Origin of the sequence: Streptomyces hainanensis, from assembly GCF_004348415.1 — a bacterium.
Lineage (GTDB): Bacteria > Actinomycetota > Actinomycetes > Streptomycetales > Streptomycetaceae > Streptomyces > Streptomyces hainanensis.
On the sequence record NZ_SMKI01000151.1, the window covers coordinates 1 to 15,439 of the forward strand.

Consider the following 15,439-nt stretch of genomic DNA (forward strand, 5'->3'; position numbering starts at 1 on the left):
CCCCCTCCCCCGTCCCGCCAATGGAGCCGTGCGATGAGCCAGTTGATCACCCCGGAACTGGTCGACCTCGACCTGACCGCCACCACGAAGGAGGCGGCGTCCCGCGCCCTGGCCGAGCGGCTGGCCGCCGCCGGCCGCGTGACCGACCTCGACGGCTTCCTGGCCGACGTGGCGGCCCGCGAGGAGCAGATGCCGACCGGCCTGGACGGCGGCATCGGCATCCCGCACTGCCGCAGCGCGCACGTCACCGAGCCGAGCCTGGCCTTCGGACGCGCCGCCCACGGCATCGACTTCGGCGCGGCCGACGGCCCCGCCGACCTGATCTTCCTGATCGCCGCGCCCGCCGGCGCGGACGAGGACCACCTGACGATCCTCTCCGCCCTGGCCCGCCAGCTGATGCGGCCCGAGTTCACCGCGGCCCTGCGGGCGGCGGCGACCGCCGCCGAGGCCGCCGCCCTGATAGCCGCGGACGAGGCCCACGACGACGCCGAGCCCGCCGAAGGCGACGGCGACGGCGACCGATCCCTCCCGCAGGAGGGCCCGTTCAGGGTGGTCGCCGTCACGTCCTGCCCCACCGGGATCGCCCACACCTACATGGCCGCCGAGTCGCTGGAGCGCGCGGCCGGCGACGAGGGCGTGGAGATCACCGTCGAGACCCAGGGCTCGGCCGGGTTCGAGCGGCTCGCGCCGGAGATCGTCGCCGCCGCCGACGCGGTGATCCTCGCGCACGACGTCGAGGTCAGGGAGAAGCACCGGTTCGCCGGGAAGCCCACCGTCGACGTCGGCGTCAAGGCCGCCATCAGCCGGCCGGCCGAACTCCTCGCCGAGGCAAGGGGGAAGGCGGCCCGCGGCGAGGTCACCGCGCCCGACGACGCCCCGCGGACGCCGCTCGACCGGGCCGGCGAGCCCGGCGACCACTTCGGCACCCGGCTGCGCAAGTGGCTGATGACCGGCGTCAGCTACATGGTGCCGTTCGTCGCGGCCGGCGGCCTGCTCATCGCCCTCGCCTTCGCGATCGGCGGCTACGAGATCAACGGGGCGCCCTCCGTCGCCGACCACTTCGTGTGGACCGAGGCGGACAGCTGGGCCGCCCTGATGTTCCAGATCGGCGGCGCCGCCTTCGGCTTCCTGATCCCCGTGCTCGCCGGATACATCGCCTACGGCATGGCCGACCGCCCCGGCCTCGTGCCGGGCTTCGTGGGCGGCGCCATCGCCGTCACCATCAACGCCGGCTTCCTCGGCGGCCTCGCCGCCGGCCTGCTGGCCGGCACGGTGGTGATGGGCATCCAGCGGGTCCGCATCCCGCCGGTGCTGCGCGGCATCATGCCGGTGGTGGTGATCCCGCTGCTCTCCGCCGCGGTGGTCGGCTTCCTGATGTTCATCGTGGTGGGCAAGCCGATCGCGCAGGCCCAGGAGGGCCTGACCGACTGGCTGGGCGACCTCAGCGGCACCAACGCCGTGCTGCTCGGGGTGCTGCTCGGCCTGATGATGTGCTTCGACCTGGGCGGCCCGGTCAACAAGGTGGCCTACGCCTTCGCCACCGGCGGCATCGCCGTGGCCGACCCCACCCAGGCCAGCCTGGAGATCATGGCGACGGTGATGGCCGCCGGCATGGTCCCGCCGCTGGGCATGGCCCTGGCCACCACCGTGCGGGGGCGGCTGTTCACGCCGACCGAGCGGGAGAACGGCAAGGCCGCCTGGGTGCTCGGCGCGTCCTTCATCAGCGAGGGCGCCATCCCGTTCGCCGCGGCCGACCCGCTGCGGGTCATCCCGTCGGCGATGGCGGGCGGCGCCGTCACCGGCGCCCTGTCGATGGCGTTCGGCAGCACGCTGCGCGCCCCGCACGGCGGCGTCTTCGTGGTGCCGCTCGTCGGCAGCCCGGTGGCGTACCTGCTGGCCGTCGCCGCCGGCACCCTCGTCACCACGACGCTCGTGGTGCTGCTGAAGGGGCGGCGGGCCGGCGGACAGGACCGGCGGAACGGCGACGGCGGGGCCGCCGCTCCGGCGCCGAAGCCGACCGAGGAGCGCGTGACGGCCACGGCCGCGGCCTGACCGGAGCCCGGGCCGTCCCGGGTAGACCGGTACAGGTGAAATCGGGCGATCGCCGTCACCCGGCCGGGTCATCGACCCGGCAAGGTGACGGCGCGCGGTGATAGCCCTGTGCCAGGGCGGCCGGCGACCGGCCGCACGCGCGTGGGGAGAAACATGGATCGGCGCCCGGGGTCCCGCGAGGACGTCCGCCTGCTCTCGGATCTGGAACCCGTCGTCGCCAAGGCGCTGGACGCGCACCTGCGGAACGCGGAGGACTGGTACCCGCACGAGTACGTGCCGTGGAGCGAGGGAGCTAACTTCGACGGGGTGCTGGGCGGCCTGGCCTGGGAACCGGGCCAGCAGCGGCTGAGCGACGCGGCCAGGGACGGCCTGCTGCACAACCTGCTCAGCGAGGACAACCTGCCGAGCTACCACCGGGTGATCGCCGAGCTGTTCTCGCTGGACGGCGCCTGGGGCACCTGGGTGCACCGGTGGACGGTCGAGGAGGGCCGGCACGGGATGGCCATCCGGGACTACCTGCTGGTCACCCGCTCCGCCGACCCCGTCGCGCTGGAACGCGACCGCTCGGCCCACGTGCAGAACGGCTACGAGATCGACTACCGGGGCGACGTGCTGGCCTCCCTGGTCTACGTGACGCTCCAGGAGCTCGGCACCCGGATCTCCTACCGCAACATCCGGCGGCTCTGCGACGAGCCCACCTGCGCGGCGATGCTCCGCCGCATCGCGCGGGACGAGAACCACCACATGCTGTTCTACCGGACGGTGCTGGCGGCGGCGATGGAGCGGGACCCCGACCGGACGGTGCGGGCACTCGCCGACGTGGTGGACACCATCAGGCGGCCAGGGCACGGCGCCCCCGGCTTCGGCGGACTCGCACGGTCGATGGCGCGGTCCGGCATCTACACCCCGGTGACGCACCACGACGAGGTGCTGCTGCCCGTGGTCCGCTTCCTGCGGGTCTTCGAGGCGACGGGGCTCGGCCCGGACGGGGAGCAGGCCAGGAACCGGCTGTCCCGGCTGCTCGACCACTCCGCCCGGCAGGCCCTCCGCTTCGCCCACCTCCAGGAGCGGATCGCCAGGCTGCCGGCGGGGACCGCCGCACGGCCCTGACCCGGTTGCCGTGAACACGACGGGGACGGGAGCATGGAAGGGCCGGTGCCCCCGGACGCGCGCGGACGCTTCGGGGTCACCGGTCGCACGCCTCCCCCGGCTCCCGGGGCGCCTCGCCCGCCAGCCGGGAAACGCCGACACGCGCCCGTCCAGCAGACGTTTATCGGACATCAATCCCGGGCAGCGAGGCTGCCTCTCATGTCCGGAGATCAACACGGCCGGGGCGGCGGGTTCCGCCCGGCCGATGTGCTCAACCATGCCCAACTGCTGCGGCAGGGTGAGCAAGCCGCCCTCATGCTGGCCAGACTCGGGGTGCGCGGCGGCGATCCCGTGGCGGTGCTGTTGCCCATGTGTCTGGAGTCGGTGGTGATCACGCTGGCCTGCATCCGCGTCGACGCCCAGCGCATCACGCTGCCGCTCGGCGACCACGAGGGCTACGTGCGCCACCGAATAGCCAGCTCCGGGGCGGAGGTGGTGGTCACCGCCGACTCCTACGCGGCCGAGGGGCGCCCCATCCAGGTCAAGGCCGGCCTCGACCGGGCCCTGACCGGTTGCCCGCAGGTGCGCTCGGTGGTCGTGGTCCCGCAGTTCGCCCGGCCGGTGCCCTGGACCCCCGACCGCGACCTGTGGTGGCACGAGGGGCTGGCCGGCAGGCGGCTGCCATCCGGGCCGTACCCTGAGGACATGAGCAGCAGCCCGCCCTCCGGTGAGCACCGGGAGGAGCCACCGGCCGACCGGCTGGTCTTCGACGACCCGCTCCAGCACCGCTCGGCGGACGACAGCGACGGCGGGTGGGGCGACCACCCGCCGCAGGACACGGCCGGCGATCTGGCCCGCTTCGTGAACGAGAAGCCGCCGCACCACCTGTGACGCCCGCCGGGGCGGGCGCCCCGCGGCTACTCCTTGGCGAGCCCGTCCCCGCGGTCCTGGCCCTCGGCCGGGGCCGCCGGCGCCTCCGGGTCGCCCGAGCGCTGCGCGCCCACCGTGGCCATGGGACGGCCGGTGCGCCTGGCGACCAGCTCGTCCCGGATCTCGATGAGCAGATCCAGCTCGGTGGGCGTCGGCGCGGCCGCCTCGGCCTCCTGCTGCCCGCCCTTCAGCCGGGACATGAACCTGGTCAGCGGCAGGATCATCAGGAAGTAGACGACGGCGGCCGTGATCAGGAACGTCAGCGAGGCGCTGATCACCGAGCCCCAGCGGATCGCGACCCCGCCGCCACCCGAGCACTCGCCACGCAGGCAGAGCTCGTAGGCGCTGAGGTCCTGGGTGCCGAAGGCACCGATCACCGGGTTGATCACGCCCTCCACCATCGCGTTCACGATGTTGGTGAAGGCCGCGCCGATCACCACCGCGACCGCGAGCTCCAGCACGTTCCCGCGCATCAGGAAGTCCCTGAATCCGCCGAGGACGCCCGTGACCCCTGCCACGACGCCCTGCCTCCCCTCGCTCACCGCGCCACCTCTCTCCGACCCGGCCGGCCCCGAGGGCCTGGCCGATCCGACACACATTGCGCGCCACACGCTGCATCAGCGGTGGGGAGCCTGTCCAGTCGGATGCCCTCTCAGCGGTAATAGGACTCACCATCGGACGATCACCAGTTCGGCCTGGGCGGCCGCTCCCGCCAGCTTCGCCGCCGTGTCCGAGGAGACCGTGAGCACCACCAGGGCCCCCGCGCCGGCACCGCCGTCCTCCCGTTCCGCGCCTCCGCCGCCCGGCACCTCCGCCACCAGCGCCCGCCGGGCGACGACCCGGGCCGCGCCCTCGGTGCCGGCGGCCAGCACGTCCACCCGGTCTCCCGGCCCGAGCAGCCGGACCGTCGCCGCGTCGGCGATCCGGACCGGGGCCGCCACCAGCCGCGCCGGCGCCCGCTCGGCACCGCCCGGCGCGGGGCCCTCACGGGCCCCGCTCGCCACCTCGGGCGCGGCCTCCGCCGGCTCCCGCTCCCGCGACCAGGGCACGGCCAGGGCCAGCACGGCCGACGCGAGTGCCAGCGACAGCGCCACCGGCCGACGACGGCGGCGCAGCGCCCGCCGCAGCCGGTGCCGGCCGCCCCTGGGCCGCACCGGCGCGAACTCGGGCACGGCCCGGCCCCCGGGAGCGGTGAGCGACATGCTGGTCCCCGTGACGGTCGGAACGCTGGTCGGCGTGCTGGTCGAACGGGGCGGAGCCTGGGGAGAGTTCATGCGCCCAGCGTGATCGGCCGCGGCGAATCCCGCTCGAGCCTGTGGACAACCCGGCGCCTGTGGATAACGTCGTCACCTCAGGGGGTGAAAACCGGGGGTGGACCAGGTTGATGTCCGAAACCCGCTAGCACCCGCGGCCGGCAGGCCCGAGAGTGGATCGGGTGTCGATCAGCTTCCTGCCCCCGCCCGCCGGGTCCCACCCGCACCACACCGTCATCCCTTCACCCCTCGGTGAGCTGCTGCTCCGAGGCGACGGCGAGGGCGTCCTCAGCAGGATCGACCTGCTGGCCGACCGCCGCCCGGAGCCGGAGTCGACCCCCGCCCCGGCCGCGTTCCGCGAGGCGGCCGACCAGCTCACGGCGTACTTCGCCGGCGGCCGCACCCGGTTCGAACTGCGGATCGCCACCGGCGGCACGCCGTTCCAGCGCAGTGTCTGGGAGCGGCTGGTCACCATTCCGTACGGCACGACGCTGAGCTACGGGGAGCTGGCCAGGGAGCTGGGCCGCCCCACCGCGGCCCGCGCGGTCGGCGCGGCCAACGGCGCCAACCCGGTGCCGATCGTCGTGCCGTGCCACCGGGTGCTGGCCGCCTCCGGCGACCTGACCGGCTTCGGCCTCGGCGGAGTGGCCCGCAAGCGGCTGCTGCTGTCACTGGAGTCCGGCCAGCGGGCGGCGTTCTGACGACGCGCCCAACCGCCTACGCCGGAAGCTCGATACCCGGGTCCTGGCCCGCCAGGGCCGCCCCGCACTCACAGTCACGGGCGTCGCCCGCCGGCAGGCCCGCCATCACGTCGAAGAGGACGTCCCGCAGCCGGTCCACGTTCTGCGCGAAGACCGCGAGCACCTCGGCGTGCGAGACGCCCTCGCCGGCCTCGGCACCCGCGTCCAGGTCGGTGACCAGGGCGAGCGACGTGTAGCAGAGCTCCAGCTCCCGGGCGAGCGCCGCCTCGGGATGCCCTGTCATGCCGACCACCGACCAGCCCTGGGCCGCGTGCCAGCGCGACTCGGCCCTGGTGGAGAAGCGCGGGCCCTCGATGACGCACATCGCGCCGCCGTCGACGGCGTCCCAGCCGCGCCCCGCGGCGGCGGCGAGCGCCGCCTTCCGCCCGGCCGGGCAGTACGGGTCGGCCAGCGAGACGTGCACCACCTTGGGCCGGGTGCCGTCCGGCCGCGGCTCGCCGTCGAAGAAGGTGTTGACCCGGCTCCTGGTGCGGTCCACCAGCTGGTCGGGGATCAGCAGGGTGCCCGGGCCGTACTCCGGCCGCAGCCCGCCCACGGCGCACGGGCCCAGCACCTGGCGCGCGCCCAGGGCGCGCAGCGCCCACAGGTTCGCGCGGTAGTTGATGCGGTGCGGCGGGAGGCGGTGATCGCGCCCGTGCCGGGGCAGGAACGCCACCTCGCGCCCCCCGACGGTGCCGACGAACAGCGAGTCGCTCGGCGGGCCGTACGGGGTGCCGACGGTGACCTCGGTCACGTCGTCCAGGAACGAGTAGAAGCCGGAGCCGCCGATGACCCCGATCTCGGCCCGCGGGCCCGTCATGCGGCGGACGCGGCGCTACCGGCGCTCTTCGACGAGCCCGCCGAGGAGGACGCGGCGGACGACGAGGACGAGGACGAACCGCCCGAGCCCGCCGAGGAGGACGAGGACGACGACGAGCCGGAGCCCGAGTCACCGCTCTTCTCGGACTTGCCGCCCTTGTCAGCCGGCTTGTCCGCCTTGGCGGACGACGACGCCGGGCTGCTGGACGACGAGGTGCTGCGGCTGTCGTTGCGATAGAAGCCGGAGCCCTTGAACACGATGCCGACCGCTGAGAACACCTTCTTCAGCCGCCCCTGGCAGTTGGGGCACACCGTCAGTGCGTCGTCGGTGAACTTCTGCACCACTTCGAGGCCCTCGCGGCACTCGGTGCACTGATACTGATAAGTCGGCACGAACTCCTCCTGGCACTCATGGTCATGGAGTGCTAACGACGGTCCATCGTGCAACATTCCGGGGTCCTAAGTCCACTGCCGCCCCCCGCGGCCCCTCACGCCGGGGACGGCCCGCGCTCCGGGTGCAGCCAGCCGGCCAGCTTGCCGCCCCGTCCCACCGCGACCAGTCGCCGCTCCACCGCCTCGCGCACCTCGTCCGTCGTCACCACGAGCAGCTCGTCGCCCCGGCGCAGCACCGTGGTGGGCCCGGGGACGAAGCTGGCGCCGTCCCTGACCACCAGCGTGACCGCCGCCTGCGGCGGGAGCCGCAGCTCCGCGATCTCCACGCCGTGCATCCGGGACGCCGTCGGAATCGACACCGAGAGCAGGTGCCCGCGCAGTCGTTCGAGCGGCGCGGACTCGATGTCCACGTCGACCGTCTTCTCGCCCTCCCCGACCCGCAGCCGCCGCGCCAGCCACGGCAGCGTCGGCCCCTGGGCCAGCGTGTACACGACCACCAGCACGAACACGATGCTGAAGATCCGGTCGCTGTCCGGCGCGTGCGCCACCACCGGGATGATCGCCAGCACGATGGGCACCGCGCCCCGCAGCCCCGCCCAAGACAGCAGGGCCTGCTCCCGCCAGGGCCGGCGGAACGGCGTCAGGCAGAGCACCACGGACAGTGGCCTGGCCAGGAACGTGAGCACTCCGCCGATGATCAGCGCGGGGCCCACGTCGTCCCACAGCGCGTCCGGGTCGACCAGGAGCCCGAGCAGCACGAACAGGCCGATCTGCGCGACCCAGGCCACGGCGTCGGCGAACCCCCGGGTGGCCGGCCGGTGCGGCAGCGCGGCGTTGCCGAGCACCAGGGAGGCGAGGTAGACGGCGAGGAAGCCGCTGCCGTGGAGCAGTGCGGCGGCGGCGTAGGCGAGCACCGCGAAGGCGATCACGGCGATCGGGTAGAGACCGGAGGCCGGCAGCGCGATCCCGCGCAGCGCCAGCACCCCGAGGCGGCCGACGAGCAGTCCCACGGCCAGGCCGACGGCGAGCTCGAAGACCATCTCGAGCAGCAGCACGTGCCAGCCCGACTCGCCGTAGTGCTCGGAGAACGCCACCACCAGGATGACGACCGGGGCGTCGTTGAAGCCGGACTCCGCTTCGAGCGCGCCGGTGAGCCGGCGCGGCAGCGGCACCCGGCGGAGCACGGAGAACACGGCGGCGGCGTCGGTCGAGGAGACGACGGCCCCCATGATCAGCGCGGCCTGCCAGGAGAGCCCGACGAGGTAGTGGGTGGCGAGCGCCGTGACGCCGACGCTGACGGCGACGCCGACCGTGGCGAGGACGGCCGCCGTGGACAACGCCGGCCTGACGTCGTGCCAGCGGGTGCCGAGCCCGCCCTCCGCGAGGATGACGACCAGCGCCGCGTACCCGAGCACCTGGGTGAGTTCGACGTCGTGGAACTCGATGCCCAGGCCGTCCTTGCCCAGCGCCACGCCGATCGCCAGGTAGAGCAGCAGCGACGGGAGCCCGCTGCGCGAGGTCAGCCGGACCGCGGCGACCGCCACCAGCAGGACGAGGGAGAAGCCGAGCAGCAGCTCGTTGAGGCGGTCGACAGTCAGTGCCCGGCCCTCGCTTTCCCGATCCGTGCCAGCCCGTGCTCGTGTCACTGCGTTTCGCGTCACCGCGTTGCGTGCCACTGCGTTGCGTGTCACTGCGTCGCGAACCGGGTGCACCATACAGCGACACCAAATCGTCAGCTTTGCGCCGAATTTACCATCATACGAACGCGGCGGCCCGGGCTGCTGACTCCCCGTAGGCTCACCTCAGTGGCCGTATGTCTATGGTTGCTTCCAATCGCTCAGCTGCCCTGTGAAGGACAGACATGCCCGCCAAGAAGCCCAGGCGACGCGGTCGTCTGCTCGTGATCGCGCTCGTCATGCTGCTCGTGGCCGGTGTCGGCTACGGCGCCTACTGGAGCATCAGCACCGTGCGGGCGTCCTACCCGCAGACGTCGGGGGAGATCGCGATCGACGGACTGACCTCCGAGGTCACCGTCGTGCGCGACGCCAACGGCATACCGCAGCTGTACGCGGACACCCCGGAGGACCTGTTCCGCGCCCAGGGGTACGTCCAGGCGCAGGACCGTTTCTACGAGATGGACGTGCGCCGGCACATGACGGCCGGCCGCCTCTCCGAGATGTTCGGCGCCGACCAGCTGGAGACGGACGCCTTCCTGCGGACCCTCGGCTGGCACGACGTGGCCCAGCAGGAGTGGGACGAGCAGCTGTCCGACGAGACCAAGGACTACCTGGAGGCGTACACGGCGGGCGTCAACGCCTACCTGGAGGAGCGCGGCGGCGCCGAGCTCTCGGTGGAGTACGCGGCGCTGGGCTTCGTCAACGACTACCAGCCCGAGCCCTGGGAGCCGGTGGACTCGCTGGCCTGGCTGAAGGCGATGGCCTGGGACCTGCGCGGGAACATGCAGGAGGAGATCGACCGCGCCCTGCTCGCCCAGCGGCTCGAACCGGAGCAGATCGAGGAGCTGTACCCGGACTACCCCTACGACCGGAACGCCCCGATCGTCACGGAGAACGCCAGCGACCTGGCCGACGGCGAGGACTTCGCACCCGTCGACGGCGGCACGGGGGACGGCAGCGAAACCGGCACCGGGGACGGCACCGGCATCGAGGACGCCTACACCGGCGTGTCAACGCAGCTCGCCGCCCTCACCCGCACGTTGGACGAGATCCCCAGCCTGCTCGGCCCGGACGGCAGCGGCATCGGCTCCAACTCCTGGGTGGTCTCCGGCGACTACACGACCACCGGCATGCCGCTGCTGGCCAACGACCCGCACCTCGCCCCCTCGCTGCCCGGCATCTGGTACCAGATGGGCCTGCACTGCAACGAGCTGAGCGCCGAGTGCCCGTTCGACGTCAGCGGCTTCACGTTCTCCGGGATGCCGGGCGTCGTCATCGGCCACAACCAGAACATCTCCTGGGGCCTGACCAACCTCGGCGCCGACGTGACCGACCTGCGTCTTGAGAAGCTCACCAACGGCAACCACGTGGTCGACGGCCGCGAGGAGCCGTACGAGTCCCGCACCGAGGAGCTCCGCGTCGCCGGCGGCGAGACCCGCGAGATAACGGTCAGGACCGTCGACGGCCGCCCCGTCATCTCGGACCGCGACGAACAGCTGGCCGGCGTCGGCGACAGAGCACCGGTCGACACGGCCGCCCCCGACCGCGGCGAGGGCTACGCCGTCTCGCTCAGCTGGACCGCCCTCACCCCGTCCCGCACCATGGACGCCGTCTTCGGCCTCAACGCGGCCACCGACTGGGACGAGTTCCGGGCCGCCGCCGCGGACTTCGCCGTCCCCTCGCAGAACCTGATCTACGCCGACACCGAGGGCAACATCGGCTACCAGGCGCCCGGCGCCATCCCGATCCGCCGCGACGGCGACGGCCGCTACCCGGCGCCCGGCTGGGACTCGTCCTACGACTGGACGGAGGAGTTCATCCCGTTCGACGAGCTGCCCTCCGAGTTCAACCCGGAGCGCGGTTACATCGTCACCGCCAACCAGGCCGTGATAGACGAGGACGCCTACCCGTACGCCCTCACCGACGACTGGAGCTACGGCACCCGCAGCCAGCGGATCGGCGACCTGATCGAGGAGACCATCAGCGACGGCGGCCGGATCTCGATGGGCGACATGCAGTCCATCCAGCTGGACAACAGCAACGAGATGGCCCGCAACCTGGTGCCCTACCTGCTGGACGTCGACATCTCCGACCCCTACGTCCGCGAGGCCCAGGAACTGCTCGTCGGCTGGGACTTCAGCCAGGACGCCGACTCGCCGGGCGCCGCCTACTACAACGCCGTCTGGCGCAACCTGCTCCAGCTCGCGTTCGGCAACAAGCTCCCCAAGGAACTGCGCGTCGAGGGCCAGTGCCTCCTGGTGCGCCCGGCCGACGAGTCGCAGCCGATCGAGGACCTCGACGGCGGCACCCGGCTGATCAACGAGTGCGGCGAGCGCTCCCCCGAGACCGCGCAGCCGGACGGCGGCGACCGCTGGTTCGAGGTCGTCGGCAACCTGCTCGAGGATCCGGAGAACGAGTGGTGGGTGACGCCCGCCAGCCGCACCCAGGACGCCACGGAGAACCGCGACGAGCTGCTGCGGCGTGCCATGCGGGACGCCCGCTGGGAGCTGACCGCCGAGCTCGGCAAGGACATCGACACCTGGAGCTGGGGCCGGCTGCACCGGCTGATGCTCAACAACCAGACGCTGGGCACCGAGGGCCCGGGCCCGGTCCAGTGGCTGCTGAACCGGGGCCCGTGGAACCTGTCGGGCGGCTCGGACGCGGTGGACGCCAGCGGCTGGAACGCGGCCGGCGGCTACGACATCACCTGGGTGCCGTCGATGCGGATGATCGTCAGCCTCGACAACTTCGACGAGTCCCAGTGGATCAACCTGTCCGGCGCCTCGGGTCACGCCTTCCACCCCAACTACACCGACCAGACCGAGCTGTGGGCCGACGGCGAGTACCTGCCCTGGGCCTACGGCACGGAGGCGGTGCAGGAGGCGGCCGCGAACACGCTGACCCTGCGGCCGGCGAACACCGGCGGATGACGGCGGATGACGGCGGCCCGGCGCGCGGGGTGAACGGATCAGTCCAGCGGTGTGAAGCGGTGCGCGCCCTCCGGGGTGACGGCCGCCTGCACGGGCCGGTCGTGCCGCTCCCACGGCACCGCGTCCACCAGTTCGTGGCCGTAGACGAGCACCACGAGCGCCGGCCGCGCGCCGGCGGCGGTGATCCGGGCCAGCACCCGGTCGTAGCTGCCGCCGCCGCGGCCCATCCGCACCCCGCGCCCGTCGACGGCCAGGCCGGGCAGCAGCACGACGTCCGCCTCGGTCACCGCGTCCCGGCCGAGGCGCCGGCCGCCCGGCTGCAACAGCCGGATCCGGCCGGCGTGCTCCGCCTCGACGAGGCGGCCGGCGCCCTCGTACTCCGCCCAGTCCAGATCGTCGTCGGCGAGCAGCACCGGCAGCAGCACCCGCACCCCGCGGGCCCGCAGCGTGGCCAGCAGCTCGGCGGTGCCGGGCTCGTGACCGACCGACACATACGCCGCGACCGTGCGCGCCCCGGCCAGCTCGGGCAGCTCGAGGGCGTGCCCGGCCAGCTGTCGCGCCGCCTGCGCGACCTCGTCGTCCGCCATGGCGGCGCGCACCGCCAGCAGGTCGCGCCTGACCTCGCGCTTCTGCGCCGCGATCTCCGTGCTGTCTCCCATCGGCTCCCGCCCACTCGCCCTTCACAAGTCTTCGCGACCGTACCCAATCAGTCCCATTCACACGCATTCAGCGGTAATGCAAAACTGCTCATAACGTGACGTTCATCTATAAAGTGCTCGGTCCAGGCACACTAGATGGATAAGGTGACCGCATGACGTCACCACGCCCCCGACTCAGCAAGGCCGTCATCCCCGTCGCTGGGCTCGGCACCCGCTTTCTCCCCGCCACCAAGGCCACGCCCAAGGAGATGCTGCCGGTCGTGGACCAGCCGGCGATCCAGTACGTGGTGGAGGAGGCGACGGCCGCCGGCCTCACCGACGTGCTCATGATCACGGGGCGGAACAAGCGCCCGGTCGAGGACCACTTCGACCGCAACTACGAGTTGGAGGACGCGCTCCGCCGCAAGGGCGACGAGGAGCGGCTCTCCCGCGTGCAGGCCTCCACCGAGCTGGCCACCCTGCACTACGTCCGCCAGGGCGACCCGAAGGGCCTCGGCCACGCGGTGGCCTGCGCGGCGCCGCACGTCGGCGACCAGCCGTTCGCCGTCCTCCTCGGCGACGACCTGATCGACCCGCGCGACCCGCTGCTCACCACCATGATCGAGGTCCAGGCCGAGCGCGGTGGCAGCGTGATCGCGCTGATGGAGGTCGACCCGGAGCAGATCCACCTCTACGGCTGCGCGGCCGTCGCCCCCGTCACCGACGGCGTCATGCGGGTCACGGGCCTGGTCGAGAAGCCGAGCACCGAGGACGCCCCGAGCAACTACGCGGTCATCGGCCGGTACGTCTTCGACCCCGGCGTCTTCGAGGTGCTCTCCAGGACCCCGCCCGGGCGCGGCGGCGAGATCCAGCTCACCGACGCCCTGCAGACGATGACCACCGAGGGCGCCCCCGGCGGCCCGGTGCACGGCGTCGTCTTCAAGGGCCGCCGCTACGACACCGGCGACCGCGCCGACTACCTGCGCTCCATCGTCCGGCTCGCCTGCGAACGCCCCGACCTCGGGCCCGAGTTCCGCACCTGGCTGCGGAGCTACGTGGCCGAGGAGATGCCGGCCGTTGACTGACACACTGTCCGCCATGTGGTCAGTCGACGAACACCTGGCGGACATCCTGCGCGCGGTGCGGCCGCTCGCCCCCATCGAGCTGCCGCTGCTGGACGCCGCCGGGTGCGTGCTCACCGAGGACGTCACGGTGCCGGCCGCGCTGCCACCCTTCGACAACAGCTCGATGGACGGCTACGCGGTGCGGCTCGCCGACGTGGAGGGTGCCACCGAGGAGTTCCCGGCCGTGCTCGGCGTGGTCGGCGACATCGCCGCCGGCAGCGGCAACCTGCCCACGGTGGGCCCCGGGCAGGCCGCCCGGATCATGACCGGCGCCCCCGTCCCGCCCGGCGCCCAGGCCGTGGTGCCCGTCGAGTGGACGGACGGCGGCGCCGGTGGCGGCCCCGCCGACGCCATGACCTCGGGCCCGCACGGCCCCGAGGTCCGGGTCCACCGGCCGGTCGCGGCCGGCCAGCACATCCGCCGCCGCGGCAGCGACGCGGCGGCCGGCGCCCTGGCGCTGACCGCGGGCTCCGTCCTCGGCCCGCCCCAGCTCGGGTTGCTGGCCGCGCTCGGCCACGCGGCCGTGCCCGTCCACCCGCGGCCGCGGGTCGTCGTCCTCTCCACCGGCAGCGAGTTGACGCCCCCCGGCGAGCCCCTGGAGCCCGGCCGCATCCACGACTCCAACAGCTTCGCGCTCACCGCCGCCGCCCAGGCCGCCGGCGCCGTCGCCTACCGGGTGGCCGCCGTCGCCGACGACGCGGCCACGCTGCGCGCCGTCCTCGACGACCAGTTGGTGCGGGCCGACCTCGTCGTCACCAGCGGCGGTGTCAGTGTCGGCGCCTACGACGTGGTCAAGGAGGCGCTGGAACAGGGGTCCGGGATCGAGTTCCGCCGGCTCGCCATGCAGCCGGGCAAGCCGCAGGGGTTCGGCCTGCTGGGCCCGAGCGGGGTCCCGCTGTTCGCCCTCCCCGGCAATCCGGTCAGCTCCTACGTCTCCTTCGAGCTGTTCGTCCGGCCCGCGCTGCGCGCCATGGCCGGCCTGGCCCCCGACGCGCTGCACCGCCCCCGCGTCCAGGCCCGCCTGGTCGCCCCTGGCCCGCTCTCCTCGCCGCCCGGCCGCCGGCAGTTCCTGCGCGGCGTCCACACCCCGCCGGCCGCCGGCGAGCACGTCGGCACGGTCACCCCGGTCGGCGGCGCGAGCTCCCACCTGCTGGCCGCCCTGGCCCGCGCCGACGCGCTGGTCGAGATCCCCGAGCAGGTGACCGAGGTCGCCCCCGGGGCCGAGCTGACGGTGGTGCTGCTGGGCTGACCCGGGGAGTACCGTAGCTCCTCATGAGTGCCCCTCATCTCACCCACATCGACGCCCAGGGCGCCGCCCGGATGGTCGACGTGTCAGGCAAGGACGTCACCGCGCGCACCGCGCGGGCCACCGGGCGGGTGCTGGTGTCGCCCGAGGTCGTCGGGCTGCTGCGGGACGGCGGCGTGCCCAAGGGCGACGCGCTCGCCACCGCCAGGATCGCCGGGATCATGGGCGCCAAGCGCACCCCCGAACTGGTCCCGCTCTGCCACCCGCTGGCGATCTCCGGCGTCCAGGTCGATCTCCACGTCGCCGACGACGCCGTGGAGATCGCCGCCACGGTGCGCACCAGTGACCGCACCGGCGTCGAGATGGAGGCGCTGACGGCGGTGAGCGTCGCCGCGCTCACCGTCGTGGACATGGTCAAGGCCGTGGACAAGGCCGCCGTCATCACCGACATCAGGGTCGAGGAGAAGACCGGCGGCCGCGGACTGGCGGTGGCACGACCCCCTGCGGCCACGGCCCGCGCACGGTGAGTGCGCCGTCGACGAGGAGCGT

General features: G+C 73.3%; 14 protein-coding genes. 8 read left to right on the top strand and 6 right to left on the bottom strand.

Annotated elements, in window-relative coordinates; translation table 11 throughout:
- Positions 1 to 33: 33 nt before the first annotated feature.
- The 3 genes from E1283_RS15920 to E1283_RS15930 all read left to right on the top strand — a co-directional run bounded on the left by E1283_RS15920 (position 34) and on the right by E1283_RS15930 (position 4,032).
- Positions 34 to 2,052 carry a PTS fructose transporter subunit IIABC gene (locus tag E1283_RS15920; protein ID WP_132818695.1) on the top strand — a complete coding sequence of 673 codons (2,019 nt, stop codon included), beginning with the start codon at positions 34 to 36 and terminating at the stop codon, positions 2,050 to 2,052.
- A 153-nt stretch (positions 2,053 to 2,205) separates the two neighbouring features.
- Entirely contained in the window at positions 2,206 to 3,162 is a 957-nt protein-coding gene (locus tag E1283_RS15925; RefSeq protein WP_132818696.1) for an acyl-ACP desaturase, read from the top strand.
- A 198-nt stretch (positions 3,163 to 3,360) separates the two neighbouring features.
- A complete protein-coding gene (locus E1283_RS15930) occupies positions 3,361 to 4,032 on the top strand; it encodes an AMP-binding protein (RefSeq protein ID WP_132818697.1) in 672 nt (223 codons plus the stop codon).
- Positions 4,033 to 4,058: 26 nt separating this feature from the next.
- On the opposite strand, the gene mscL is transcribed toward E1283_RS15930, so the two are convergent.
- Together mscL and E1283_RS15940 are read right to left on the bottom strand one after the other, a co-directional pair.
- Positions 4,059 to 4,589 (bottom strand): large conductance mechanosensitive channel protein MscL, encoded by a 531-nt coding sequence (mscL, locus tag E1283_RS15935; protein ID WP_425086181.1) that lies wholly within the window; start codon positions 4,587 to 4,589, stop codon positions 4,059 to 4,061.
- 150 nt (positions 4,590 to 4,739) lie between these two features.
- Complete coding sequence (locus E1283_RS15940; protein WP_243744871.1) at positions 4,740 to 5,345, bottom strand: hypothetical protein; 606 nt, start codon at positions 5,343 to 5,345, stop codon at positions 4,740 to 4,742.
- A 167-nt stretch (positions 5,346 to 5,512) separates the two neighbouring features.
- Here E1283_RS15940 and E1283_RS15945 point away from each other — a divergent pair, with 167 nt between their 5' ends.
- A complete protein-coding gene (locus E1283_RS15945) occupies positions 5,513 to 6,025 on the top strand; it encodes a methylated-DNA--[protein]-cysteine S-methyltransferase (protein WP_243744874.1) in 513 nt (170 codons plus the stop codon).
- Between the two features lie 16 nt (positions 6,026 to 6,041).
- Here the strand turns inward: E1283_RS15945 and E1283_RS15950 are convergent, their stop codons facing one another.
- From E1283_RS15950 to E1283_RS15960, 3 genes are all read right to left on the bottom strand, one after another.
- Positions 6,042 to 6,884: an S-methyl-5'-thioadenosine phosphorylase gene (locus tag E1283_RS15950; RefSeq protein ID WP_132818699.1), complete on the bottom strand. Its 843-nt coding sequence runs from the start codon at positions 6,882 to 6,884 to the stop codon at positions 6,042 to 6,044.
- A complete protein-coding gene (locus E1283_RS15955) occupies positions 6,881 to 7,276 on the bottom strand; it encodes an FmdB family zinc ribbon protein (RefSeq protein ID WP_132818700.1) in 396 nt (131 codons plus the stop codon). Before E1283_RS15955 ends, E1283_RS15950 begins: the two co-directional genes overlap by 4 nt.
- Positions 7,277 to 7,371: 95 nt before the next feature.
- Entirely contained in the window at positions 7,372 to 8,922 is a 1,551-nt protein-coding gene (locus E1283_RS15960) for a potassium/proton antiporter (protein WP_243744872.1), read from the bottom strand.
- 215 nt (positions 8,923 to 9,137) lie between these two features.
- Between E1283_RS15960 and E1283_RS15965 the strand changes: the two genes are divergently transcribed.
- Positions 9,138 to 11,882, top strand: coding sequence for a penicillin acylase family protein (locus E1283_RS15965; RefSeq protein WP_132818702.1), 2,745 nt, complete (start codon positions 9,138 to 9,140; stop codon positions 11,880 to 11,882).
- Between the two features lie 38 nt (positions 11,883 to 11,920).
- Here E1283_RS15965 and E1283_RS15970 read toward each other — a convergent pair whose 3' ends face one another.
- Complete coding sequence (locus E1283_RS15970) at positions 11,921 to 12,541, bottom strand: 5-formyltetrahydrofolate cyclo-ligase (protein WP_132818703.1); 621 nt, start codon at positions 12,539 to 12,541, stop codon at positions 11,921 to 11,923.
- Positions 12,542 to 12,693: 152 nt separating this feature from the next.
- Between E1283_RS15970 and galU the strand changes: the two genes are divergently transcribed.
- The 3 genes from galU to moaC are packed head-to-tail and all read left to right on the top strand — an operon-like array spanning position 12,694 to position 15,417.
- Positions 12,694 to 13,605 carry a UTP--glucose-1-phosphate uridylyltransferase GalU gene (gene galU, locus E1283_RS15975; RefSeq protein ID WP_132818704.1) on the top strand — a complete coding sequence of 304 codons (912 nt, stop codon included), beginning with the start codon at positions 12,694 to 12,696 and terminating at the stop codon, positions 13,603 to 13,605.
- A 13-nt stretch (positions 13,606 to 13,618) separates the two neighbouring features.
- Positions 13,619 to 14,893 carry a molybdotransferase-like divisome protein Glp gene (glp, locus tag E1283_RS15980; RefSeq protein WP_132818705.1) on the top strand — a complete coding sequence of 425 codons (1,275 nt, stop codon included), beginning with the start codon at positions 13,619 to 13,621 and terminating at the stop codon, positions 14,891 to 14,893.
- Between the two features lie 23 nt (positions 14,894 to 14,916).
- Positions 14,917 to 15,417, top strand: a complete 501-nt coding sequence (moaC, locus tag E1283_RS15985; protein WP_132818706.1) for a cyclic pyranopterin monophosphate synthase MoaC — start codon at positions 14,917 to 14,919, stop codon at positions 15,415 to 15,417.
- The last annotated feature ends 22 nt before the right edge of the window (positions 15,418 to 15,439 follow it).